At 63.4% G+C, this 23,023-nt stretch carries 31 protein-coding genes; 20 read left to right on the top strand and 11 right to left on the bottom strand.

The window, feature by feature from the left end; translation table 11 throughout:
• Positions 1–527: 527 nt before the first annotated feature.
• Both ABVQ20_RS00630 and ABVQ20_RS00635 read right to left on the bottom strand, forming a co-directional pair.
• A complete protein-coding gene (locus tag ABVQ20_RS00630; RefSeq protein ID WP_354457569.1) occupies positions 528–887 on the bottom strand; it encodes a hypothetical protein in 360 nt (119 codons plus the stop codon).
• Positions 884–1,024 (bottom strand): hypothetical protein, encoded by a 141-nt coding sequence (locus tag ABVQ20_RS00635; RefSeq protein WP_354457570.1) that lies wholly within the window; start codon positions 1,022–1,024, stop codon positions 884–886. The genes ABVQ20_RS00630 and ABVQ20_RS00635 overlap by 4 nt, the downstream gene beginning before the upstream one ends.
• A 194-nt stretch (positions 1,025–1,218) precedes the next feature.
• Between ABVQ20_RS00635 and ABVQ20_RS00640 the strand changes: the two genes are divergently transcribed.
• Positions 1,219–1,521, top strand: a complete 303-nt coding sequence (locus ABVQ20_RS00640) for a hypothetical protein (RefSeq protein WP_354457571.1) — start codon at positions 1,219–1,221, stop codon at positions 1,519–1,521.
• A gap of 82 nt (positions 1,522–1,603) precedes the next feature.
• On the opposite strand, the gene ABVQ20_RS00645 is transcribed toward ABVQ20_RS00640, so the two are convergent.
• Together ABVQ20_RS00645 and ABVQ20_RS00650 are read right to left on the bottom strand one after the other, a co-directional pair.
• Positions 1,604–2,698 carry a nucleotidyltransferase family protein gene (locus tag ABVQ20_RS00645; protein ID WP_354457572.1) on the bottom strand — a complete coding sequence of 365 codons (1,095 nt, stop codon included), beginning with the start codon at positions 2,696–2,698 and terminating at the stop codon, positions 1,604–1,606.
• A 121-nt stretch (positions 2,699–2,819) separates the two neighbouring features.
• Positions 2,820–3,515: an XRE family transcriptional regulator gene (locus ABVQ20_RS00650; protein WP_354457573.1), complete on the bottom strand. Its 696-nt coding sequence runs from the start codon at positions 3,513–3,515 to the stop codon at positions 2,820–2,822.
• A 103-nt stretch (positions 3,516–3,618) separates the two neighbouring features.
• Between ABVQ20_RS00650 and ABVQ20_RS00655 the strand changes: the two genes are divergently transcribed.
• Positions 3,619–3,873, top strand: a complete 255-nt coding sequence (locus ABVQ20_RS00655) for a transcriptional regulator (RefSeq protein WP_354457574.1) — start codon at positions 3,619–3,621, stop codon at positions 3,871–3,873.
• A gap of 530 nt (positions 3,874–4,403) precedes the next feature.
• Positions 4,404–5,162, top strand: a complete 759-nt coding sequence (locus ABVQ20_RS00660) for a GcrA cell cycle regulator (protein WP_354457575.1) — start codon at positions 4,404–4,406, stop codon at positions 5,160–5,162.
• A 322-nt stretch (positions 5,163–5,484) separates the two neighbouring features.
• Here ABVQ20_RS00660 and ABVQ20_RS00665 read toward each other — a convergent pair whose 3' ends face one another.
• Both ABVQ20_RS00665 and ABVQ20_RS00670 read right to left on the bottom strand, forming a co-directional pair.
• Entirely contained in the window at positions 5,485–5,790 is a 306-nt protein-coding gene (locus tag ABVQ20_RS00665) for a DUF982 domain-containing protein (RefSeq protein WP_354457576.1), read from the bottom strand.
• Positions 5,791–5,907: 117 nt separating this feature from the next.
• Positions 5,908–6,186, bottom strand: coding sequence for a DUF982 domain-containing protein (locus ABVQ20_RS00670; RefSeq protein WP_354457577.1), 279 nt, complete (start codon positions 6,184–6,186; stop codon positions 5,908–5,910).
• Positions 6,187–6,392: 206 nt separating this feature from the next.
• On the opposite strand from ABVQ20_RS00670, the gene ABVQ20_RS00675 reads away from it, so the two are divergent.
• From ABVQ20_RS00675 to ABVQ20_RS00685, 3 genes are all read left to right on the top strand, one after another.
• A complete protein-coding gene (locus tag ABVQ20_RS00675; protein ID WP_354457578.1) occupies positions 6,393–7,157 on the top strand; it encodes a YdaU family protein in 765 nt (254 codons plus the stop codon).
• Positions 7,078–7,377: a hypothetical protein gene (locus tag ABVQ20_RS00680; protein ID WP_354457579.1), complete on the top strand. Its 300-nt coding sequence runs from the start codon at positions 7,078–7,080 to the stop codon at positions 7,375–7,377. Before ABVQ20_RS00675 ends, ABVQ20_RS00680 begins: the two co-directional genes overlap by 80 nt.
• A 315-nt stretch (positions 7,378–7,692) precedes the next feature.
• Positions 7,693–8,298 carry a DUF6456 domain-containing protein gene (locus ABVQ20_RS00685; protein ID WP_354457580.1) on the top strand — a complete coding sequence of 202 codons (606 nt, stop codon included), beginning with the start codon at positions 7,693–7,695 and terminating at the stop codon, positions 8,296–8,298.
• Positions 8,299–8,886: 588 nt separating this feature from the next.
• On the opposite strand, the gene ABVQ20_RS00690 is transcribed toward ABVQ20_RS00685, so the two are convergent.
• Positions 8,887–9,570, bottom strand: a complete 684-nt coding sequence (locus tag ABVQ20_RS00690) for an outer membrane protein (RefSeq protein ID WP_354457581.1) — start codon at positions 9,568–9,570, stop codon at positions 8,887–8,889.
• Between the two features lie 227 nt (positions 9,571–9,797).
• On the opposite strand from ABVQ20_RS00690, the gene ABVQ20_RS00695 reads away from it, so the two are divergent.
• Entirely contained in the window at positions 9,798–10,634 is an 837-nt protein-coding gene (locus tag ABVQ20_RS00695; RefSeq protein WP_354457582.1) for a hypothetical protein, read from the top strand.
• A 167-nt stretch (positions 10,635–10,801) separates the two neighbouring features.
• Here ABVQ20_RS00695 and ABVQ20_RS00700 read toward each other — a convergent pair whose 3' ends face one another.
• Positions 10,802–11,116 (bottom strand): hypothetical protein, encoded by a 315-nt coding sequence (locus tag ABVQ20_RS00700; RefSeq protein WP_354457583.1) that lies wholly within the window; start codon positions 11,114–11,116, stop codon positions 10,802–10,804.
• Between the two features lie 396 nt (positions 11,117–11,512).
• Between ABVQ20_RS00700 and ABVQ20_RS00705 the strand changes: the two genes are divergently transcribed.
• Complete coding sequence (locus tag ABVQ20_RS00705; protein ID WP_354457584.1) at positions 11,513–11,743, top strand: hypothetical protein; 231 nt, start codon at positions 11,513–11,515, stop codon at positions 11,741–11,743.
• 46 nt (positions 11,744–11,789) lie between these two features.
• Here the strand turns inward: ABVQ20_RS00705 and ABVQ20_RS00710 are convergent, their stop codons facing one another.
• A complete protein-coding gene (locus ABVQ20_RS00710; RefSeq protein WP_354457585.1) occupies positions 11,790–12,011 on the bottom strand; it encodes an alkylphosphonate utilization protein in 222 nt (73 codons plus the stop codon).
• Positions 12,012–12,202: 191 nt separating this feature from the next.
• Here ABVQ20_RS00710 and ABVQ20_RS00715 point away from each other — a divergent pair, with 191 nt between their 5' ends.
• From ABVQ20_RS00715 to ABVQ20_RS00730, 5 genes are all read left to right on the top strand, one after another.
• Entirely contained in the window at positions 12,203–12,550 is a 348-nt protein-coding gene (locus ABVQ20_RS00715) for a hypothetical protein (RefSeq protein ID WP_354457586.1), read from the top strand.
• Positions 12,551–12,640: 90 nt separating this feature from the next.
• Positions 12,641–12,949 (top strand): EthD family reductase, encoded by a 309-nt coding sequence (locus tag ABVQ20_RS00720; protein ID WP_354457587.1) that lies wholly within the window; start codon positions 12,641–12,643, stop codon positions 12,947–12,949.
• A 30-nt stretch (positions 12,950–12,979) separates the two neighbouring features.
• The gene (locus ABVQ20_RS00725) at positions 12,980–13,720 is read left to right on the top strand and encodes a Stf0 family sulfotransferase (RefSeq protein WP_354457588.1); all 741 of its coding nucleotides are present in this window, start codon (positions 12,980–12,982) and stop codon (positions 13,718–13,720) included.
• A gap of 385 nt (positions 13,721–14,105) precedes the next feature.
• Complete coding sequence (locus tag ABVQ20_RS40455; protein WP_435528313.1) at positions 14,106–14,195, top strand: putative RiPP precursor; 90 nt, start codon at positions 14,106–14,108, stop codon at positions 14,193–14,195.
• 109 nt (positions 14,196–14,304) lie between these two features.
• Positions 14,305–14,631: a hypothetical protein gene (locus ABVQ20_RS00730; RefSeq protein WP_354457589.1), complete on the top strand. Its 327-nt coding sequence runs from the start codon at positions 14,305–14,307 to the stop codon at positions 14,629–14,631.
• Positions 14,632–14,635: 4 nt separating this feature from the next.
• On the opposite strand, the gene ABVQ20_RS00735 is transcribed toward ABVQ20_RS00730, so the two are convergent.
• Positions 14,636–14,947: an EthD family reductase gene (locus ABVQ20_RS00735; protein WP_354457590.1), complete on the bottom strand. Its 312-nt coding sequence runs from the start codon at positions 14,945–14,947 to the stop codon at positions 14,636–14,638.
• Between the two features lie 185 nt (positions 14,948–15,132).
• Here ABVQ20_RS00735 and ABVQ20_RS00740 point away from each other — a divergent pair, with 185 nt between their 5' ends.
• The 7 genes from ABVQ20_RS00740 (at position 15,133) to ABVQ20_RS00770 (ending at position 22,721) form a co-directional block, all read left to right on the top strand.
• Positions 15,133–15,357, top strand: a complete 225-nt coding sequence (locus tag ABVQ20_RS00740) for a hypothetical protein (protein WP_354457591.1) — start codon at positions 15,133–15,135, stop codon at positions 15,355–15,357.
• A gap of 264 nt (positions 15,358–15,621) precedes the next feature.
• Positions 15,622–18,123: a DNA ligase D gene (gene ligD / locus ABVQ20_RS00745; RefSeq protein ID WP_354457592.1), complete on the top strand. Its 2,502-nt coding sequence runs from the start codon at positions 15,622–15,624 to the stop codon at positions 18,121–18,123.
• Between the two features lie 87 nt (positions 18,124–18,210).
• Positions 18,211–18,540, top strand: coding sequence for a hypothetical protein (locus ABVQ20_RS00750; protein WP_354457593.1), 330 nt, complete (start codon positions 18,211–18,213; stop codon positions 18,538–18,540).
• Between the two features lie 204 nt (positions 18,541–18,744).
• Complete coding sequence (gene ku / locus ABVQ20_RS00755) at positions 18,745–19,650, top strand: non-homologous end joining protein Ku (protein WP_354457594.1); 906 nt, start codon at positions 18,745–18,747, stop codon at positions 19,648–19,650.
• Positions 19,647–20,771: a tetratricopeptide repeat protein gene (locus ABVQ20_RS00760; protein WP_354457595.1), complete on the top strand. Its 1,125-nt coding sequence runs from the start codon at positions 19,647–19,649 to the stop codon at positions 20,769–20,771. The genes ku and ABVQ20_RS00760 overlap by 4 nt, the downstream gene beginning before the upstream one ends.
• Positions 20,772–21,003: 232 nt before the next feature.
• On the top strand, positions 21,004–21,645 hold the full coding sequence (locus ABVQ20_RS00765) for an alpha/beta hydrolase family protein (protein ID WP_354457596.1): 642 nt from the start codon (positions 21,004–21,006) through the stop codon (positions 21,643–21,645).
• Between the two features lie 305 nt (positions 21,646–21,950).
• Positions 21,951–22,721, top strand: a complete 771-nt coding sequence (locus ABVQ20_RS00770) for an exodeoxyribonuclease III (RefSeq protein WP_354457597.1) — start codon at positions 21,951–21,953, stop codon at positions 22,719–22,721.
• Positions 22,722–22,752: 31 nt separating this feature from the next.
• Here ABVQ20_RS00770 and ABVQ20_RS00775 read toward each other — a convergent pair whose 3' ends face one another.
• Positions 22,753–23,010 carry a hypothetical protein gene (locus ABVQ20_RS00775; RefSeq protein ID WP_354457598.1) on the bottom strand — a complete coding sequence of 86 codons (258 nt, stop codon included), beginning with the start codon at positions 23,008–23,010 and terminating at the stop codon, positions 22,753–22,755.
• Between the last annotated feature and the right edge of the window lie 13 nt (positions 23,011–23,023).

The following is a 23,023-nucleotide window of genomic DNA, read 5'->3' on the forward strand; positions in this document are numbered from 1 at the left end:
TATAATCGCGAGCCGTCAGATCCGGAAGGTCATGGAGCCACATACTTGGCAATCGGGGCCGCCGGGGCCTCAATCTGTCCGGTCTGCTTCCGCCCCGTTGCGGTCGGGACGTCGCGTATCGCTCCTGACGGCCTTTGCATCCATGCGATTCGTGAAAATGCGGGTGAGGATGCCGCAGGCGACTTCGGCCCTTTCCTTCTGCCGTCCACGAAGCTCGCAGCCGCCGAGCGTCGCAGGCGCGCCGGTTTCATTGTCCCAGACCATCCATGTCCGGTCGGTATCCGGCAGACATTCGAATCGGGGTGTGGCCAATCGTGGGGTAGAAGGGGGCACTGGGCGCGTTTCCTTTTCAAGTCAACGCAAGTGGACCCCAAATGGTTCAATTCAGACCCAAGTTGGTTGTCGATCGCCGAAGATGATCCGTGCGGCCTGTGCTTTCAGAATGACTTGGATATCTTTCTCCTGAACTTGTGAACGACCCGGCGAGACCGCTTGTCGTATCATGATATGGCGGCGCCGCCAGATGTTCAGGCTGCCTCGCGCTGCCAGATCCTGTGACCGTGGCGGCGGAAGAAACGCGCCACCAGAAGCTGCTGTCTGGCTCTCATGAGATCGGGGAGGCGCCGTTCCTGGCGCCAGCACGGCATAGCCAGCCAGAAGGCGATGAAGCGGGTGGCGTCCTCGATGGCTTCTTCAGCCGACAGCGCCGGGCCGATGGCCGCCAGGAACATGTCTTCGCCGAGTTTCAGCTGGTCGATGATAGCTTTGCGCCGATGGTGCTCCTGCCTCGCCTGGCGAATGCCGCACTGGCGGATCGCCTCAAAGGCCTCGATCAGGGCAGGGCTGTCGCCACTGTAGCCGCAGGCGTGGGCGAAGCCGGAGCTCATCGCGGCAGTTCCGGCGCGCGCGCCGGTTCATGGCCGGTGCGGCCCGGCGACAGTGGATGCGCGACTGCCCTTGTGTGCCACGATGACTGGAAAAGCAGCGTGGCGATCCGGCCATGACCGGCGGTGGCCTGCATCATCTGTCCCTCATGCGTCCATGTGCCGGAGGCCGGCGGCGCGGAGCATCGCGGGTGACTCGTGCTCGCCCAAAGAATATAAGCAAAACTCAAAAATTGCACAAGCGATACTCTTGTAAAAGTTTGAGCGGCGCGACTCGACTCTCGCGCCGAAACACACGATTATGTGAACAAATCAGGAACATAAGGGAGGGGCGATGGCATTGCCGGGGAGGGAACCAACGATCGCCGATGTCGTGTCGATCGCCGTCGAATGCGTCGATTGCGGCCGCAACAGGTGGTGGAAGCCTGATCAGCTCAAGCGCTTCGGCGTGACTAGGCAGACGCCGCTGTCGGCCCTTTCAGGTCGTATCATCTGCTCGGCCTGCCGCGCCGACGGCCTGCCGGGCGGGACGGTGTCGATCCAGGCGGCGTTCGTCGACGACCGGCAACGCACGCTCGCCGAGGCGCGCATGCTGAATAGCCGCGAGGTGCCGCTGGAGCGAGGCAAAAGGGCGTGAGAAGTGATCCGTGTGACGACGCAAAGCCAGTTGCCTGTCCTTGCGGGCTTCGAACGTTTGAAGTGTTGGCCGGGACTGGTCTTCAGGAGGCCAGGCTGAAGTCCCTGGAATCTTCATCGATCTCAAGCAAGCCTTTTCGAAGTCCGTCCTCCACAAGACCGCGCTTGTTGTCCTCGATATAGGACAGGCCTGTGGAAATCCCTTCGCGCCACGAAGGGCCTCGGTTCCAGGCTTCGGCGAAGGCCATGGCGAGGTCGCCATGGCGGCGTGTTTGAACCAGGGCTTCGACAAGGGAAGCAGCCTGCAGGATATCTTTCGCGCGCTTCGTGTAGCCCGGAGCATCGTTGCGTCGCCGCGAACTGACGATCAGCTTGTGGACCGCATAGCGCTCGGCTGCGGGGACCGTGACGGGGACGCCGCTTTTGTGCAGCATGACGGTGCGCACCGGATCCTGAATGAGGAAGTCGAGGAATCCGAGGGGCTGAGCGGCGGCCCCGCCCAGCGCCGGCATTTTTGCCGCGCGCCCCGAATATTCTTCGCTCCCCGTGTTCGGGGTCAGGAACTCGACCCTGAATTTCCCGGCATTCTCGAACTGGGTACTGAACTTGCCGTCCGATTGGTGTGGAATATCGCGGAAGGTCGGGTCGATCGCCTTGAGCACGTCCAGTATCGGCGGAAGACTGTCTTCGATGGCGGCGGAAATCGAATGGAACTGCGCGAAATCGGCGTCGCCCGTCTGCATGGCGGTTGACGGCAGGCGAATTCCGAGAAGGCCGGGGTAGCACTGGTAGGCGACCGTCCCGACCAGGACGCCCCTGAGCCTGAACAGGCCGGCATTTGAGAGCGCCGCCACGACATCGCCGGTGAATCGTTCGGGGGCGGGCAGGTAAGCATTCCTGACGAGGGTCGACACCAGTTTGCGGCGGCTCTTCAGGTCGTTCTTCAGCTCTTTGAACGTTTTGACCCGGTCGTCTATCTCCTTGCTGGAACTGGGGCCGACATATTTCCTGACGGGCTTTCCGTCGACATTGGTCTGAAAATACCAGAACTCCTGGTTCTTGGACTTCTGCTTCACGAAAAGTCCGTCGCTGGAGAAATCCGATGCGAAGGCCGCGTCGAAGGTTCGCTGATCAAGCTCGGCGAACATGGTCCTGTAGACGATATCGACTTCTTTCATTCGAAGCTCGGTTGTAAAGTTTTTGCAAATTATGTACAACTGTAGCTGTCGAGGTGGCGGAATTCAAGCCGTTGTAAAGTTTTTGCGAAAAATTTACAACGGGAAGGCGGCAAGGCGCTCCTCAATATCCCAGCAGTTCCTTGAGCGGGATGACGCGCCAGACGTGCTTTATCGCGTAGCGGTTGAAGGTCAGGGTCTTCGGTGGATTGTACTGCTCGACCACCAGTTCGGCGGCGGTGCGCTTGACCAGCTTCTTGATGAAGGCCTTGCCGTTGCGCTCGTTTTCTTCCGGAAACGTCTCGATCACCACATGGTCGCCGGGCACGGCGTCACGGCCGCCGCAATAGATCAGGTCGCCGGGCTCGTAGCGCGGCACCATGGAATCCGAGAGCACGTGCAGCGCGAAGACTTTTGGCAGGTTGCGCACACCCGGCGGGCGCTGGACGTAGCCGGCCGGCTCGCCGTTGAAGGTGAAGTCGCCGTCGTCGCCGCCGACCGCCGCACCCAGGACCTCGATGTCCATCGAGCCTGAGGGCAGGGGTGCGGCATCGGTGACGATCTCCGCGTCGGCGACAGTGCCGGCATCCTCGAGGAAGACGACCTCGCCCTTGCCGAGCGCCACCGGGTCGACGCGCAGGAAGGCAGCGGTCTTCAACAGGTTCTCGGTCTTGGGCAAATTGCGCCCGGTTTCCCAGTTGCCGACGGCGGCGACATCGGTGTCGTTGTGCTCGGCGATATGGCGCATCACCATGCCGCGCTGCTTGCGCGCCTTGCGGATCGCCGCCCCGACCTTGATCGACAGTTCCGTTTTCGCCATGGCGCCATGTGAGCGATGAAAGTGGTTCTCGTCTATGAAAGAATCGCTTGCATCAGTTTTTGAGTTATGCTTATATTTGATCATGCACAAGACGCATCGCCCTTTGTCCGCACTCGACCTCGCCCTGCAGCGGGCCGGCAGCGCCAGCGCGCTTGCCCGGCTGTTGCAGGTGACACCGTCCGCCGTGCTGCAATGGCAGGACGTGCCGGCGCGCCGCGTGCTGGAGGTCGAGCGGTTCACCGGTGTGTCGCGCCATGCGCTGCGCCCCGACATTTTTGGGCCGGCTCTCCAGGGTGCCGTGTCCCAGAGCAGCGCGCCGGACGGTGCGATGATCGACCTGATGGGAGATGCCGCATGAACAGCAGAACCCGACCCCATTCCCTTCCGTCCCGGCCGTCCTCCTCCCCGGCCGGGGCGAAGCCCGAGGCTCCCTCCAATGCATGCCGCCACCCGCAAACCGGGTCCGTACGCCATGCGGCAGCCTCGGGTCCGGTTCGCCCTTTATCGGCGACCGGAACGGCCGGAGCCGACGCTCCCCTCGGCTCCGGCCCCCTTTTCCGCCGCGACCGCGCCGCCTGGCGCGCTTCGCGCGTACACCCGGGCAGGTCTTGCATCCGCACGCAGGACGGAACGGTCATCCTGTTTGACCGGCTGACGGGCAGGGCGGTTTCCGCCGCCACGGTGGTGCAGGCCGAGGCCGCGTTTCGGCTGGCGTACCCGAATGCCGGCGACACGCCGACCTGAATGGGCGGCGGGCCGACCTAAGCGAGCGGCTGGACCAGACAAAGCTGACAACCGCCGGCCCTGACGCCGGCTGAATTCCCGACATGGGCCTCCCCAGCGTCTTTTCGGCGCGGCCGGAGGCTGCGCGAAACAAGGATCAAGACCGTGAGCGCCTATACCGATACCGAACTGAACGAGATCGCCGCCTGGCTGAAGGACGGGCTTTCCGCCTCGAAGATCGCCACGCGCTTCAGCGCCTTGCGCGGCAGTGCCGTGTCGCGCAACGCCATCATCGGCATCGTCCACCGCAACAATGCGCTGCGCGGCATCGGCTTTGCCAACCCCAAGGGCGGCAGGGCGGGCGGGCGGCCACGCAAGCTGGCGGCAGCGGCGATGCAGGACGGATTTGCGGGCAGCGTTGGCAAGCGCGCTATGCAAAGCAAGCGGGCTACGCAAAGCAAGCGGGCCAGGCAAGGCGGGCGAGCCAGGCAAAATGGGCCGCAGCCGGAGCAAAGCGAAGCCGGGCAGGGCGCGCCTGGTACGTCGAAGCCTGCCCGGCACCACAAACTGCCACCGCCAGCGTGGCTTCCGCCCCGCCTGTTCCTGCGCGAGACCGGGCTGGTGCCGGAGGGCGAGGCCTTTCGCCTGAAAGTGCCGGCGCCGCGCCCCGTCACCCCCGGACGCCCGCCGCAGGTCGCCGCCATGCGCTTCATCGATTGCCTGTTTTCCCGCTGCCGCGCGCCGCTGGACCTGACGCCGCGGGAAGACCCGGAAAACGAAGATACGGGCGCCCGGCCCGGACCGGAAATGCTGTGCTGCGGCCTGCGCACCAAGGCGCTCAAAAGCTATTGCGCCTACCACCAGGCCCGCTTCCACGACCACCGCCGCACGCTGCTGGCCAATGAGCGCGCGGGGCTGGGGTGATGGCTTTGGACTTCTGCCGGGAGGCGCCAACGATGACGTCCCCCTCTCCCCGTCCCTATACGGGGAGAGGGTAAGGGTGAGGGGCAGCGCTGACGGTTCGAAATGAGAGCGGCAACGCCGGACGCGCCTTCCGATTGAACTGGCCACCTCGGCGCCGCCCCTCATCCGCCTGCCGGCACCTTCTCCCCGTATAGTGACGGGGAGAAGGGAGAAACTCGCCGACGCTGCCTCATCTTCTGCCCCTAAAAACAAAACCGCCGGCCAGGCTTTGCCCAACCGGCTGACTTGAAAGACACGGCCCATGGAGCGCGGCGCAAGACGCCTATTTCAGCATATGGCGGCCCTGCTTGGGCATGCGGATCTGCACCGTCCGCGGCTCCAGCACCATGGCTTCGCCACTCGGTACCAGAATGCCGCTGACCCTGGCAAAGCCGGCGAAGGCCTTCATGGCATCGGACGCCGAGATCTGCGCGGCTATTGCCGCGCTGCAGGCGTTGAGCGCGGTGCGGTAGACATGGCCGCGGCGCTCGATCGGCCAGCGCTGCAGGAAATCGGCGGCATGATTGACGTTTTCGATGTCTTCGGTCTGCCCGTCCAGGCAAACCCTGACCGTAAGGCTGGTTTTCATCGTACCCAAAGCATTCTTCTCCCTTGTTGTTATGCAAACCCTCACGCCGGTCAACGCGCGACGGGGCCGGGTGGTTGCATCACATTTTCAGCCGGTTTGCCGGTCGGGTTGCCCGTCTCAGGGGCTGACAGCGTCGAGCCATTCATTGGCACGCGACCTTGGTTTCCTGATCAGCAGGCCCTGTTCGCTCGCGGCCCTGGTCAGCGCATCGAAAGCCGGGCGCTGGCTGCAGGTACCGTCGACGGCAAGCGCCACGAGCCGCGCGGCGGCCTGGTAGCTCAGCTTGGTCTTGTCCGGCCATTGCTGGCCGAGTGCCGTGGCAGCCTCGGCCACGGAGCCGACCAGCATGGTCTTGTTGTCGCAGAATCGCAGCGTAACCGGATGGAATGTCGTCATCGTGGGAAGCCTCCTCTCATGGCGCGGCGCGCGCGCCGACGGGCACGCGGGACACGCTCCAACATCTTGAATTCATGCACAAACCTGTCCGCCAATCCCTCGCGGGCATCAGGCTCATGCCTTCGACGCGACACAACGTCGAAATGCGGCGGTGGTTCCATCAGCCAACGCTTGAATCCCGTCGGTGCGGCGCGGGAGGCGCTGCGATGAGCGAGCGGCCCTTCATGCAGCTCTATGTCTCCGATTTCGTCGGCGACACCTTGCAACTCTCCACCGAACAGATCGGCGCCTACATGCTGATGCTGATGGCGATGTGGAACGCCGGCGGCACGCTGCCCGACGACGACGTGAAGCTGTCGCGCGTGGTGCGCATGTCCGTGAAGAAATGGCGGGCGATCAGCGCCGATCTCCTGACCTTCTTCGAGCGCGCCAGTGGCGAGATCAGCCACAAGCGGCTGACGAAGGAGCTGCGCAAAAGCCTGGTGAAAAGCGAGGCGAGGGCCGCCGCCGGAGCGCTGGGCGGTGCCGCCAAGGTCTTGAAAACACGGGAGTCTGGGCTGGCAAACGACAGCCGTTTGCCAGAGCATCTTCCAGAGTCCAGAAACCAGAAGGAAAAAGTTTTCAGCGAAAACCCCAGCGAAAACGCAAAGCGTTTTTCGCGGAGCCAACTCCCCGAAAACGCGCAGCGTTTTTCGGGCTCATCCAGCGAAAATGCGGAGCATTTTTCCGGCAAAAAGTCTCCGGCTTTTGCTGAGCACCGCCCCCCTGAAAACGCGCAGCGTTTTTGGGGTTCGTCAAACTCCCAGCCCAGACCCAAGAAACCGCCCGGCTGGCATCAGCCGAAAACCCACACGGACGCCGCCAACACCATCATCGAGGAGATCCTGACCCATGACCGCAGCCGAATTGCAGCAGGCGACGAAGGCGCTGGCCGCGATGTTCTCATGCTTCCCGCAATCCGCGCTCGCTGACGTGGAGATGCAGATGCGCGGCTACCTGGCCTCGGTGCAGGATGCCGATCTTGCCGATTTGCAATCAGCCATCCAGCGCTTCATGCGCGGCGAGGTGAAAGCCGGCAACGCCCAGTTCTGCCCCTCCAGCGCGCAGCTCTGCATCGAGGTGCGCGAGCGCCGGACGATACGCGAGTTGCTGGCGAGACGCGCGGCGGGGGTGAAGCTGGGCAAGGTGTGACGATCCCGTCGATAGGCTGGCGGGACAGCGCCCCCCTCTGGCCTGCCGGTCCGGCCCTTCGCTGTCGCTTCGGGCGTTCGTCGTTCGGAAAGCCAAGCAATTGGCTTTCCGTCCGCTGCGCGGACCTCTCCTTATCCCCCACACGGGGGGAGATCGGATTTCCTCGCGGCCTTCGCCAATTGTCATCGCCGCTAGAAAGGCGCTGAGGCCGACGCGCAAATCTCCCCCCTCGTGGGGGAGATGCCCGGTAGGGCAGAGGGGGGCGCGAAGGATCGCCAGCCTCCCAACAAATCAATCCCAACCCAGGAGCCACCCATGAGCAAGAAAACCGCCAAAGCCTCCAAGCCGCCGGCACCAAAGCTGCCGAAGGGAGAGGCCGAGCAGGTGCGCATACGCCGCGAGATCGGCCATGATTTCGCGCTGAGGGACGACGCCCATGGCCGCAAGCGCCTGGTCGCCGGCACGCAGGAAGCGCGGCGTGTCTACGAGGTGTCGAATGACGGCCACACCGCCACCGGCGGCATCGTGCGGGTGCGCAATGTCGACCCGCTCATGGGCATCACCTCGCTGTCATGCCAGCAGCGGGAAGCCGGCCAGCGCTACCGCGGGGATTTCCAGTGCAGCCAGCAGGCGAGCGTGAAGCCGATGCGCTGGTCGGAACGCGTCGACGGTGGCCGCCAGGGCGGCGGCATCGCCGACAGCGTGCTCGACGCCGGCCGCGCCCACGCCGCCGCCACCAGAGCGCTCGCCCACTGGGAGGTGGCCACCGTGGTGCAAGCCGTCTGCTGCGCCGGCGGTTCGATCAAAAGCCTGGCCGAACAGACCGGCGAGGGCAGGGATGTGATGACGAAGCTGCTGAAAGTCGGGCTGGATCTTCTGGCTGTGCACTACGGGATGATGCTGGGGAGGAAGGTGGGGTGAGGGGGCAACCCTGTGTTTGGCCGCGCAGAGACCGCTTTCTAGTCTGGCAGGCCCCAGTTGCGAGCTGGGTCGTTGCGCCGGTTCGGGCCTTCGTCATAAGTGGTTTCAACGCGCCCGTCCTGACCATACTAGACAATACTGCGCACGCGCCTGCCTTTGCCGGAATTCGTGTCTTGGAATGTTTGCTCGCGACGCCACGACGTTCCATCAAACTCGAAGCTGCTGTTCTCTCGAAACCATGCCGAGGCTGCCTTGGAGAAGGGTGGATATGGACATTGGTCGGCGTGTCGGCGCCACGCTTCATCGAGATCAACAGGCGGTCGAGCCAGTCGCTCCGTTCTTCTTGCCGCAGCCTTCGCTTTCATAGTTTCGGAGCGCTTGCGATTGGCTGCCGCGCGCTTCTCAACTTCGGCTAACATATCGGCCCACCCCTCTCGTTCGGTGAAATTACATCATTCGTGTTGACCGGTATGCGGTGCTGGCCTTGGGACGATGTGGTTGGTCAAGGGGCCGTCTTGTTCCCGGCCATGAAAAAAGCCCGCCACCTTTCGGCAGCGGGCTTCCGTTGGCGGCGATGCCGCCGAAGGCTTAGAACTTGTAGTTCATGCCGAAGCGCACCGTGTTGACGGAGCGGTCGACCTTCATGCGGTATCCGTCTTCGTTCATCGACGTCACGTCGCCGAAATCGGCGTAAAGATATTCCGCCTTGACTGTCCACTGGTCGTTGAGCGCGTATTCGGCGCCCGCACCGATGGTCCAGCCAGCCTTGGTGCCGCCGAAATCCGGCCAGCTGTCCGTCGGATCGCCATCCTCGGTCCACTGGTGCTTGAAGTGGGCCACAGCGAGACCGCCGGTGATGTAAGGCATGAACCGATCGAACGCATAGCCGGCGCGCGCGCGCACGGTGCCGAACATATCCATGTTGTTCTCAAGGCTCACATCCCCGGAATCCGGTGCATCGAAGCTGCGCTTGTTCGACGTGTAGGCCAGGTCGGCTTCGATGCCGAGCACGATGTTGTTGGCCAACTGCTGATTGTAGCCGATGACTGCGCCGACGAGCAGGCCGTCGGACCCTGCGCCGTAGGTGTCGCCACCCCAATCGTCGTCGACATCGTGCCAATCGCTCTTCAGCTGTGACCAGCCTATGTTTCCGCCGACATAGACGCCAGACCAATTATACGCCGCCGCGCCCGACTCGATAACAACATCAGCCGCGGATGCAGCAGAGGCGAGAGAAAGAACGCATGCGGTGGCAAGTAGAAATTTCATCATAAAGGCAAGCTCCCCGTTACGGGTGCCTGCCTAGCAAAATCCTGGCTAAAGGAAACCTAAAGAAGATTGCTTGATCCAAAATCGATGCGACTGTTGCATTTGTGTAACATTTTCGTGATCGCTACTATTCCAGACTGCAAAACTGCAGGAGAACAGGCCGGTCATGCCTTGTAATCCGTGGTATTGACGGCCGTGCCTGGCCCTTCCAACCGTTTGGTCCGTAACCTATGCGGGTGGTGCGCCACCCTGTTTCCTCAGCTTTCGAAAGAGATGGTCTCCGGAACCTCACGGCCACAGGAGCTGAGGCCCACGCCTGCCCTGGAAAGCACGCACCGGCGCGTGTATGGATCGGCCATGAAAGCGAGTTTGGGTGCGAGGCGGTTTCGGGCGGTGGCGGTCGAGGAGCCGAGCCGGTAGGTTTTTGGGGGCAGGCGACCGTCAACATCTTCGAGGGCGACACCCAGATTGGCGCTTACGCTCGCAATTATCCGAGCTTTGGCGAGGAGACCTTCGAGCCGTTCGAACTGGATGGCGCCTGGTATGCGCTCTATTCCAGCGACTATACGGCCACTCGCGTGATGAGCCTGCCGGATTGCAGGGATATTGGTGGCGAAGAGCCGGCCTCCGACGGCTTCTGTCCCGTCGAACTTTACGTGCCGCGCTATCGCAAGGTGACACGGACGGACAGGGCGAGCGGCGAGGAGAGGGTGGACTGGCGGTTTGAAGACAGGGCCGAGACGTTCACCGTGCCGGAGGACAACGCCTATTCCTATGGATGGACGATCGGCCCATGGCTATCGCTGACCACCGGTTTCGTCGCCGGCTGCATCTGGGGTGACGATTCAACCTGGAAAGTTCAGCTGTTCGATCTGTCGGAGGCGGCAAAGGGAAAGATCGTCCGTACAGGGCGCTTCGGCCATATCGAACTTGCCGATGGCCTGTCACTTGCCGAGTCCATCCGGCTTGATCGCAGTGCATTGGGACTGGAGCTTCGTGCAACCGTCATTCGGCGTGAGCGCCGCGATGTCGCCACCGGCAGGCTCATTGATCCATATGACGAGTGAGGATGCAACCCAAAGGCATGGGTTTCGGCCAGTCTTTCGTCGCTCGCACGCAGGCCGACATATTGGAGTTTTGAGGCGCTGCCGGCTGCGTGGAGAACAACGCCCTTTACCAGGCCGAAAAGCGGCCCAGCCGGTTTGCGCCAGCCAGACCGCCTTCCCACCCCGGCTCAGCCGCAGACGCGGACTTCTTCGACCACGCGGTGGTGGTGGCGCCAGTGCACGACCTGCTCGATACGGCAATTGTGGCGGTGGTGGCGGCGATAGCCGTTGTCGTAGCCGCCATACTGGGCGTTGTCGTCATATTGGGCGTTGTCATCGTAGTGATGGCGATGCCGGTGGTAATACTGGTCACCGTTGTCGTAATTGTTCTGGTCGACATAGGCTCCGTCGGGGCTGAGGATAATGCTCGCGGCACTGGCCGGGGCGATCATTGCGGTGGCCGAAGCAACGGCCATCAGGGATGCAATCAAAAGGGTCTTCATAGTTTCGTCCTCCTTTAGCGGTTATGCATATAAAGTTTTGAGACGGCATGTCGTTCCCATACAAATCGGTAAGATTTGTTCGCGGCATCGTAAGAAAGACGTGAAGACGGGGTTGGCAGCTCGCCGCCGCAGGGCGGTGCGGCTTCGACAGAGCCGGGGCATGGAACCAAAGCCCCGCGAGGCGGTTGTCTGTCTGATCGGTCACCGGAAAGTATCGATTGTAGAAGAGCCCGCGTCCTTGTCCCCCTCGGATAGCGGGCTTTTTTGCGCCCCTATGTCAAAGTGAATAGACGGCGTGCCGGAATGCCTGCTTAATGTTGGCATCACCGGATCTAGCTCGCGGCGGCCGGTGCTTGGGAGCGCAGATCGTACTCTTGCCCTGTTACGAGGCGTGAGATGGTCAATCCACATTTCCAGCAATGCGTGCTTTACCCCTGCGACCTGGCGATGCTCCAGCGCGTGTTCAATCAAGTCTGCGCCGCTGGCGGCCACGATGCGGCGTCGCCGGAAGCGGAGATACTGGCTGCGGCGCTGCTCGGCCTGTTCCAGAACGGCATGACGAATGAAGCAGCGCTGCTGGCCGAAATGCGATCGCGCCAGCAGGTCTATCTTCTGCGTACCGGCTGACAGCGGCTCCGGCGTGGTAGCAGGCCGTATGCGGGCGGCCCGGTGGTCAGGCCTTCTTCACAAACTCGGTCTTCAGCACCAGGCCCTTGACCTGTTTGGTGTTGCATTCGATCTCGCCGGGATTGCCGTTGAGGCGGATGTTCTTCACCATCGTGCCGCGCTTGATCGTCTCCGACGTGCCCTTGACCTTGAGGTCCTTGATCAGGGTGACGCTGTCGCCGTCATTCAACTGGGCGCCGTTGCTGTCTCTCACGATCGTGTCGGTCATGTCCGGTCTTTCCAACTGAGGGCGTCTGTTCTGGCCGCCGCAATGCCGGCCGCCGATCTTCGGCGCTTGTAGAAATCCCCAGCCTGTTCGTCCAGCGCATTGACGAACACCCTGCCGCCAGCCATCGCTTTTGGTGGCTTGCAAGGTGCCGGGGCGGTTGAGAGAAGGTTTTTGGGATGCGGCGTCGGTGCATGGTTCTGTCGTCTGCCCTGGTTGTGGCCCTGCCCAGCGTGGCACCCGCCGTCGCCGCGCCGGATCAGGCCTATACTCTCATCAAGTCCGGCGATTTCTGGGGCATGTGCCATGACCGCGAGCTGGACATCTGCAAGGAGCGTGACTGCACCAACTATCTGCTTGGTCAGATCGACGCCGCCGTGACGCTGGCCGCCCGGCAGGGGCCAAAGCTGTGCATGGATTTCGGCGAGCGCATACCGACCCTGATCGACCAGGTGCTGGACCACGTCCCCGCCGACATGCCCGACGACCAGGAGATCACCCCCGCCATCCAGGCGGCTATCCTCAAGGCGCTGACGTGCTGACGAGGCGGGCGGATTGGCAAGGCGCGGATTGACAGAACCGGCACAAGGCGGCCACGCTGCCGGGAGACAACGGCTTTCGGGAGGACGATGATGGCCAGTCTTGTGGTGATGTACGGTACGCCAAGCGACGCGGCGGCCTTCGACCGCTACTACCGCGAAACCCATATTCCCATCGCCAAGGCCATTCCGGGCCTGCGGCGCTATGAGATCAGCCGCGGGCCGGTGGTGACGCCGGCAGGGCCTTCAAAATATCACCTGGTTGCTACCTTGCTGTTCGATGACCTGGCCGCCATCCAGGCCGCCTTTGCCAGCGCCGAGGGCCAAAAGGCCGCCGTCGACGTGCAGGTGTTCGCCACGGGCGGCGCGGAGATGTTCATTTTCGATAGCGAGGAAGTGTGAGGCGTCTCGAACTGCGCCGGCTAGCCGTCCATGGCGTCAGTAATTTCGGGGGCCATGCATCATGACCGGTGTGCCGACAGACAGGACGGTGATCGTCGCGGCGACGCCCCGTTCGGGCAGTACGATGCCGGCCAGATGATGGCGAGCACGGGCTGCCTGGGCAAGCCCGACGAGTACTTCGAGCCCGGCTGGGCGCCAGGCCTGACCCCGGCCGACCGGTGCCGCCTGGTGCTCAACGAGGGGCGCTCGGCCAACGGCGTCGTGTCGATGAAGCTGTTTCCGCTGCATTTCGACTGGCTGCGCCGGGACGTCCGGCTGAGCGACTGGTTCCCCGATCCAGTGTGGGTGCATCTGCGCCGCCGCGACCTGCTGGGGCAGGCGATCTCGCTGGCCATCGCCATGCAGGACAGAGCCTGGAATTCCGACAACAAGGCGGTCGGGACCGCCGTCTATTCACGCGAAGGCATAGAACAGGCGCTCCAGCAACTGGTGGAGCCGCGCTGGCCGGTCTTCTTCGCGCGCCACGGGATCGAGCCGCTGGAACTGATCTATGAGGATCTTGGCGACGCCGGCGACGCGTGCCGGATGATTGCCGACAGGCTGGGCCTGACATTGACGGCGATGCCGGCGCCGCCGGTGCTGCTGCGCCGGCGCGGTGCGGTCAACGAAGCGTGGCGCCGGCGCTTCATTGCCGAGGCCGGCGACCCCGACGATTTCGACGGCCGCCTGCCGAAGGCGCGTCGGCGCTGGCGGTTCTGGCGCCGTCGGTGACGCAGCACCGCGCCGGCCCTGGCTGGCGGCTGGGCGATGAGGGGCGGTGCCAGCTGGAACAGGATTGCTCGGGTTCACGCATCTGTATTCTAGCGCTGGCTTGACGGACCAGTGCTGCCTGCATCACCGTTCGACGGATATTTCGGGTTTTGAAGAATATCGATGAAGAAGATTGCCAAAAGCCGATGCTGAACAAGTACCGGAAGCTTTCAAGCGCCACGGCAACGGCGGTCACCTCAAATCTACGCTGATCATCCGTCCGGCGAGCGGCAGCGTGGGCTTGGATAGGGCTCTTTTGGATTGTGTTGTATTCCAGGGATGACTTGACAAAGCCGCGTTGCAAGTATCATCGTCCAGACAGCCATTTGGGGCTGTGGGGATAATCATGAAGAAGATTTACGAAAGGCCAACGCTCAACAAGCGCGAACAGCTTTCGCGTGTCACGGCGGGTGCATCTCCATCAAGCGTGAAGTGATCATCCGGCCGGTGATCGCAACCAAACCCGCCGCGGCAGACGGCGGGTTTTTTTGCGATCCGGTTCCAGGGCAAAGGCGTATGATCCCCGGATAGCCTGGGAGGCCCGCATGCCGATCCGCATCCTTCTCCTGTCGATGTGCCTCGCGATGGTGGCGCTGCCAGCCGGGGCCGATGAGCAGGAGACGGCGGGACAATTCCTGGCGCGGTGCCAGCGTCCCGATCCTGCCTGTCGCAGCGAATACGAGGCCGGCTTGCAAGCCGTGAACGAAGGCCAACTGGCGTGCCCGCCGCGCATCGACGTCAACGCGCCGATCACGCCCTGGCTCGACACCATGCGCCGCCTTGTCGCCGAGAAACCGGGTCTCGCCGATGGCGACAAGAACATCCTGCAGCTGGAAGCGTTCATGCGCCTGTGGCCTTGTCCGGCGAAATGACTGTTCACACGGCCTCGGTATCGAAAAGCAGTATCGTCACGGCATCGTCTCCTGCGAGTTTGCGCCGGTCCACCGCGCATGCCTTGCCGATGTCGCTGGCAAAGGCCGTGCGCATGGCCTCCAGACTGTCGAAATAAAGCGTCGCCACCCTGTAGGGCACCTCGCCCTGCGTGATGTCGACGATCGGGGGCCGGCTGATCTCGTAGCGGTGCAGGCCGGGAAGCTGCTTGGCCAGCGGCACATGGATATCGAAGTAATGCCGGTCGAAGGCGGCGGGATCGGGGGGCATCTTGTAGATGACGAGCATCTTGGCCATGGCGGTGTCTCCTGGTTGTTTGGCGCTTGCTGGCCAATGTCGTTCAAGCAAAGCGGATTTCGACAGGCGCCAGTGGTGTTCGTGTTGCTGCCCTTCATCGCCGAAATTGACAGAACTCCCCGTCTCGGCCATCCTTGCTCGAGGTCGCCAGGCGTTGAGTTCAGGGGCGGCCGAGGGCAATGTGCATGGCCAGTCCCGTCACCAGCCAGAATTCCAAACGCGCCGCGGTGCGCAAGGCGCTCGACCGCCACAAGGTCTACATCACCGCGCAGAGCTTTTCGGCCGGCACGTATAGCGCGCGGGTGCTGGTCGATGGCGAGGCCTACTGGGTGGATGAATTCCGGCTCGCCCAGCTGCGGGAAGGGCTGACGCCAGCCGAGCTCGAGTTGATGCCGGCTGCCGACGATTGAGCTTGGTGAGCTGCAACTTACCAGTGAGACGCAGCGCCTGATGCCAGACGCTCCTTTCTTTTCGTCATCCCAGGGCGGAGCAGGAGCGAAGCGACGTCGCGGAGACCCTGGGATCCAGGCCGTGACATCGAAGCGCTGCGGCGGTCCAGGTTCTGCATCGCTGCATTTTGCGATTGGCATCACGGCATGGATCGTCGGGTCAAGCCCCAGGATGACGACCGCGAGGTTTGCGCAACGATGCCGCGAAGGAGCGGGGTGCATGCCATGACCACCCCGCCCAAACTCCAACCCTACCGCGCCAAGCGCGAGTTCACCAAAACGCCCGAACCAGCCGGCGGGCTCATCACTGCCGACGGCAATCGCTTCGTCGTGCACAAGCACCATGCCACCGCTGATCATTACGACCTCAGACTACAGGTTGGCGATGTGCTGAAGAGCTGGGCGGTGCCGCGCGGGCCTTCGCTCAATCCGGCCGACAAGCGGCTGGCGGTGGAGACCGAGGACCATCCGCTCGAATATATCGACTTCGAGGGCGTCATTCCCGAGGGCGAATATGGCGGCGGGCCGATGATCGTCTGGGACACCGGCACGTGGGCGCCGATGGACGATGTCGAGAAAAGCCTGCGCACCGGCGCCTTCAAGTTCCGGCTTGCCGGCGAAAAGCTCAATGGCGGCTGGATGCTGACGCGGCTGAAGCCCAAGCCCGGCGAGGACAGCGAGAAGAAGAACTGGCTGCTGTTCAAGGAGCGCGATCTCGCTTCCGATACCAGGCTCGATATCCTGGAAGCGCGGCCGGAAAGCGTGAAATCCGGCCTGCGCATCGAGGAACTGGCGGAGGCCGCGAAGCCGGCGGCGAAGGCCGCGCCCAAGCCGGGCTCGCTGAAGCCCGGTGCGTTGCCGGGCGCGGTGAAGGCCCCGGCGCCCGGCCGCATCGAGCCGCAGCTGGCGACGCAGGTACTGAGGCCGCCGGGCGGCGAGGGCCCGGCCGAGCATACGAACGAATCCTGGCTGCACGAGATCAAGTTCGACGGCTATCGCACCATGGCGCATCTGGCCGATGGCGTGGTCAAGCTGATCACCCGGGGCGGCATCGACTGGACGAAGCGCTATGGCGACCTGCCGCATGCCTTCGCCAAACTGCCGTGCCGGGACGCCATCATCGACGGCGAGATCGTCGTGCTCGATGGCAAGGGTATCAGCCGCTTCGCGCTGTTGCAGGATGCGCTGGCCGAGGGTGCCGGCAGCAAGCTGCATTTCTATGCCTTCGACCTGCTGCATCTCGATGGCTGGGACCTGACGAAGGCGCCGCTCATCCGGCGCAAGGCGCTGCTTGCGGAATTGCTTGGCGGCCTTGGCGCCAACTCCGCTATCCAGTTTTCCGACCATGTCGAAGGCTCGGGGCAGGGACTGTACGACCAGGCAACGGAGTTCGGTCTCGAAGGCGTGGTGTCGAAGCGGGCCACCGCTGTTTACCAGAGTGGCCGCAGCAAGAGCTGGACCAAGACCAAGGCACTGAAGAATGGCGACTTCGTCATCGCCGGCTACACGGTTTCCGACGCTGCGGAAGGGCTGGCCGCGCTCGGTCTTGCCGAGTTCGAGGAGGGAGAGCTGCACTACCGAGGCAAGGTCGGCACCGGCTTCGACGCCGAAACCGCCGCAGACCTGCTGGCACGGCTGGAGCCGCTCACCGCCGGGGCGACACCGCCCGAAGGCGTGCCGCGCGAGATCATGCGGGAGATGCACTGGGTGAAGCCGCTGTTTTCGGCGCACATCCACTATGCCAACCGCACCGCCGACAACGCGCTGCGTCATGCCGTGTTCAAGGGCCTCAGGGATGTCGGCCTGTCGACGCCGGTGTCGGCCAAACGCAAGCGGCTGATCTCGGAGGCTGACCTTGCCACCATCTGGGTGACCAATCCGGAGCGGCGGCTGTTCGGCAAGACCGGGCCAACCAAGCTCGACATTGCCGTCTATTACGCGCTGGTCGGCGATTTCATGCTGCCGCACATCCTCGGCCGCCCGGTGTCGCTGGTGCGCTGCCCGACCGGCCTGCCAAAAGACTGCTTCTTCCAGCGCCACGCCTTCACCGGCATGCCGCCCTCGGTGGTGACGTTCCAGGCGACCAATTCCGAAGGCGAGACCAAATCCTACCTCTCGGTCGAAGGCGCCAAGGGTTTTTTGGCGCTGGCGCAGTTCGGTGTCGTCGAGTTCCACACCTGGGGCACGCACCGGACAAACCTCGACAAGCCCGACCAGATCGTCTTCGACCTCGACCCGGGCGAGGGGATTTCGTGGCGTGAGGTGGTGGAGGCCGCCGTCCACATCAAGGGCGAGCTGGAGGGGCTGGGTCTCGTGCCCTTCGCCAAGACCTCGGGCGGCAGCGGCATCCACATCACCGTGCCGGTGACGCAGAAACAGAACTGGAAGAAGCTGCACCAGGCAACCAGCGCCATCGCCACGCATCTGGCGGCAACCGCGCCCGACACCTTCACAACCACCATGGGCAAGGACAACCGCAAGCGGCGCATCTTCATCGACTATCACCGCAACGCACGCGGCCACACCTCTGCCGCTCCCTATTCGCTGCGGGCGCGGACCAATCTGCCGGCCTCGACGCCGGTAAGCTGGGCGGACCTGGAAGCGATCGATGCGCCGCAGGATCTGAACTATTCCTCGCTGCCGGGGCTGCTGGAGACGTCGGGCGATCCGTGGGCGGAGATTGATGAGTTTGCGCGGGATTTGCCGGCGGTGGACAAGTCAGGATAAGCGAGAAACGTTGAGTTCCTTCGCGCCCCCTCTGTCCTGCAGCGTGTAAATTGTGTGAAAAGCGCGCTTATCCTCGGAGGCACCAAAGTGAGTGTAGTGAGCGGTGTGGTGCTTTGTACATCCTCTGCCGAAGACTGTTCGAGCCCGAACGGTCGGCCTGTTCTCTTTGAGCGCATACAGGAATGGCTGGCTGAGCGCGCCGGCCCCTTCCAACAACTTAACAGCGTCGAGGATAGCTTTGGCGGCAGCAAGCACCCGCAAATGTTTGTAGCCGGCGGCGGCTTCAAACATTTCCCTGAAGACGACTTTGCGACCTACGTGATGTCGCTGCCCTGGCAAAACCCAGAAAACGTCGTGCTGGTGATCGAGCCCGAAGAAGGAGCGACTCGCGTCTTCAGGCACGAGAATTCAAACTGACGCACTACCCGCCCGCCAGATCCATCGACGCTCGCTACAATTTGAACTATCCTCCGCCCGCGACCCTTCCGGCGCCCTAAAACACTTCGTTGGGAATTTGCCGGTATTGTGCGGGGTCGGTGTAGGATTTACGCAGCCTTATTCGTCCTGCGGACGAACAGCGCTGCACCGGTGTGACAGTGCATGGCCGCGTAGGAGTGTATCATGGCGCCCAGGGCAAGTTGGAAGGGTTACCTCAAGCTCAGCCTCGTCAGCTGTCCGGTCCGGCTTTATCCGGCGACGACGACCAGCGAGCGCATCTCGTTCAATCAGCTGCACAAGAAGACCCATAACCGCATCAACATGAAGCCGGTCGATCCTGAACTGGGGCTCGTCGAGCGCTCGGACCTGGTCAAGGGTTATGAGTATGAGGACAAGCAGTACATCATCATCGATGATGCCGACCTCGACGCGGTCAGGATCGAATCCAACCACACGATGAACATCGAGGCCTTCGTCGACGAGGGCGAGGTCGACGTCATCTACCAGGACGCGCCCTACTACCTGGCGCCGGACGGCGCGATGGCCGAGGAAACCTTTGCCGTGCTGCGCGAAGCCATGCGCAAATCCGGCAAGCTGGCGATCGCCCGGCTGGTGCTGTCCAGCCGCGAGCGGGTGGTGACGATCGGCGCGCGCGAGAACGGCATGTTCGTGTGCACGTTGAGGAACCCGAACGAAGTGCGTGGCACGGCTGAGTATTTCGGCAACATCCCAGCTGGCAAGCCCGACCAGGAAATGCTTGAGCTCGCCGAAGCGCTGATCAAGCAGAAGGAAACCACCTTCGATCCGAAGAATTACGAGGACCGCTACGAGATCGCGCTGATGGCGATGATCCGCGAGAAGCTGAAGGGCCACAAGCCGATCATCGCGGCCGCACCCGAGCGCGGCAATGTCATCAACCTCATGGATGCGCTGAAGGCCAGCCTGTCGCAGTCGAAGCCGCCGGCCAAGTCGAAGAGCAAGGCCGACGAAACAGCAAAACCCGCCGCCAAGAAGGTGGCAGCGGGTGGCGCGGCTGAAAATCCGCTGAAGGCCAGTCTGCTCAAGGCGGTCGGCAAGAGCAAGAAGTGACGGCACCGGCCGTCACGGTCACTGGGGCCGTCTTTGGCAGCATCGGGGCGTTGGCGGCGTTTCCACTCAGGCTCGCCGCGCGCGAGGTGGAGCGCCAGCACGGCCAGTTGCGACGCGGCGTCACCAGGCGCACCACGCATGTCGTGTTTGGCCGCACACTGCTCGTCAAGGCGGCGCTGACCAAAAACGGCGACGCCGGGATCGAGCGCCGCGTCGCCGCCGAGCGTGCGGCCGGGCGCATACTGATCAGCGAGAACGGTTTCCTGCGCCTGCTCGAGCTGATGAAGGCGCCGGAGGCGTCTTCGCTGTCGCGGCAGTCGCTGATCGACCAGTCGCGACTCTCCGGCGCCGATCTCGACCTGCTCTCGCTGTTCGATGCCTTCGAGCATGACGCGGAACCCTATTCCTTCCGCGACCTGATCCTGGCGCGCAAATATGCCGGGCTGGTGGCAGGCGGGGCGACCTGGGGGGCGATCGCGCGGTCCGTGCATCGCTCCGGCCCGGTGGCCTCGCTCACCGCCAAGTCGCTCAATGTCGGCTCGGCATTTGGGCGCGCGGACGCGATCTATCTCGAAGGCGGCCAGAGCGAGCTTGACGGGCAATTGCTGTTCGATCTGGGTAGCGCAGCACATGGCGACGACACGTTGGAAGAGTTGTTTGCCGAGGCCGAAGCGGCGGAGGAGGCCGGCGACCATGATGGTGCGGCCGCGCTCTACCAGCGCTGCCTTGCCATCGACCCGACCGATGCGATTGCCGCCTTCAACCGCGCCAACTGCCTGCGCGCCGGCGGCCATGCGGCTGAAGCCGCGCACGACTATGCCCGCGCGATCAAGCTCGACCCGGCCTTCGTCGAAGCCTGGTTCAACCTCGCCGGGCTGATGAGCGAGCAAGGCCGCGACGCCTCGGCGCGACGGCACCTGCAGAAGGCCATCGCGCTCGACAGGAATTATGCCGATCCGGTGTTCAATCTGGCGAGGCTGGAATTCGACGCCGGCAACCTCGCCGAGGCGCGGCGGCTATGGGCGCGGTATCTGGAGCTTGACGCGGATTCGGAATGGGCCGGCGTGGCGGCCAAGGGGGTGCAGTTCGTGGATATGCAACTGGCGCGGACGGCGGGGTGATCATGATTGGCGAAAGCCGCGATGACAGCCGATCTCCCCCCTTGTGGGGGAGATGTCCGGCAGGACAGAGGGGGGCGCTGTCCCGCCGACAGACCGGCCAATTTCAGAGCGTTTTCCCGCACGCAAACCTGGCCGAAGGCTGGCATTCCTTCGCGCCCCCCTCTGCCCTGCCGGGCATCTCCCCCACAAGGGGGGAGATTGGCAGCGTCGCCGTCGCGCGGGAGATCACACCATGACCACCTTCCTCTTCGACGGTGACGACACTGCGCCAACAACCATCCTGCTCGCCCACGGCGCGGGCGCGTCGATGGATTCCCCCTCCATGACCGCTACCGCCAAGGCGCTGGCCGCCTCGGGCTTCCAGGTCGCGCGCTTCGAATTCCACTACATGGCTGCGCGCCGCTACGGCCACCGCAAGCCGCCGCCGCGGGCCGAGACGGTGAACCCGGAATACATCAAGGCGATCGCCGATCTGAGGGCCAGGGGCGTTACGGGCAAGCTCATCATCGGCGGCAAGTCGATGGGTGGGCGCGTCGCCTCGATGGTTGCGGACGAGATGTTTGCCAAGGGCGAGATCGCCGGGCTGGTCTGCCTCGGCTATCCCTTCCATCCGCCGGCCAAGCCCGAGCAGTTGCGGACGAAACACCTGGTGGGGCTCAAGACGTCGACGCTGATTTTTCAGGGCACGCGGGATGAGTTCGGCACGAAGGACGAGGTGGCCGGTTATGGGCTGTCTGACCAGATCGAGGTGGTCTGGCTGGAGGATGGCGACCATGACCTCAAGCCGCGCAAGAGCGTTTCGGGGTTTTCCACTGGCGACCATTTGAAGACGCTGGCGGAGACGGTGAGGGATTGGGTGCAGGATTTAGACTAGCGATTGCGTCGGGTTGGATCGTTTGCTTCCAGCGTTGGCGCCGCCCCTCATTGTCCTGCCGGACATTTCTCCCCGTATAGTGACGGGGAGAAAGACGCTGTCATTGCTGATTTCGCCAATCTCTAACGTTGCAAAGAAGGCGCCGAGGGTTGCGACAGCTCTCTTCTCCCCGTCAGTATACGGGGAGAAGGTGCCGGCAGGCGGATGAGGGGCGGCGCCGACATTGGCCGGGAAGCAACGCCAAACGCCGAGCGCGCCGCAACCACCCTTGCCCCCCGCTTCGCCTTCCTGCTTTCATACCCCCCATGAAACTCGCCACCTTCAACATCAACAACATCAACAGCCGGCTGGAAAACCTGCTGGCATGGCTGGCCGTGGCGAAACCCGATGTCGTGTGCCTGCAGGAACTGAAGGCGCGCGACATGCAGTTTCCGCGCACCGTGCTTGCCGATGCCGGCTATGGCGCGGTGTGGAAGGGGGAGCCGACATGGAACGGGGTTGCGATCATCGCGCGTGGCGCGGAGCCGGTGCTGACGCGCGATGCCTTGCCCGGCGACGACGGTGACAAGCAGAGCCGCTACATCGAGGCGGCGGTGAACGGCATCGTCATCGCCTGTCTCTATGCGCCGAACGGCAATCCGCGGCCAGGGCCGAAATTCGCCTACAAGCTCGCCTGGCATGCACGGCTGGAGGCGCATGCCGAACAGCTCCTCGACACCGGGCTGCCGGTGGTGCTGGCCGGCGACTTCAACATCGTGCCCGAGCCACGCGACATCTATGCCACGCGCTCCTATGATGACAACGCACTGGTGCAGCCGGAAAGCCGGGCCGCCTTCGCCGCGCTGATCGAGCAGGGCTGGACGGATGCACTGCGCAAGAAGCATCCGAAGGAAACGCTCTATACGTTCTGGGATTATCGCCGGAACCGCTGGCCGCGCGATGCGGGCCTGCGGCTCGACCATATCCTTTTAACGAAGACACTGGCGCGCCGGCTGACCGCCGCCGGCATCGACCGCCACGTGCGGAGCGAGGACGGCGCCAGCGATCATGCGCCGGTGTGGGTGGAATTGAAGTAGGCGAAGAGATCACTCGTACCAGCTGGCGTGTCTAGGGAACAACGGCCACTCCGACATAGAACACACTGGCGAAGAGCAGGGGAATGGCGATGAGGCAGATACACATCACGACAAAGACAACGTTCGCCGTGCGCTCGCCACGCCGGCAAAGCGCATCGGCGGCCGCATCGTCCTGCGGGATCAGCACCCGCAGAAAGTCCAGGACTTCCTGGCCCACGGGCGTCTTGTTGTCGTTGGCGGGCAGGCTCGTGGAACCCTTCGGGGTCGGCTTCTTCGGGACAGGAATCAAGATTTGCCTCACG

The sequence above is a fragment of the Mesorhizobium shangrilense genome, from assembly GCF_040537815.1.
GTDB lineage: Bacteria > Pseudomonadota > Alphaproteobacteria > Rhizobiales > Rhizobiaceae > Mesorhizobium > Mesorhizobium shangrilense.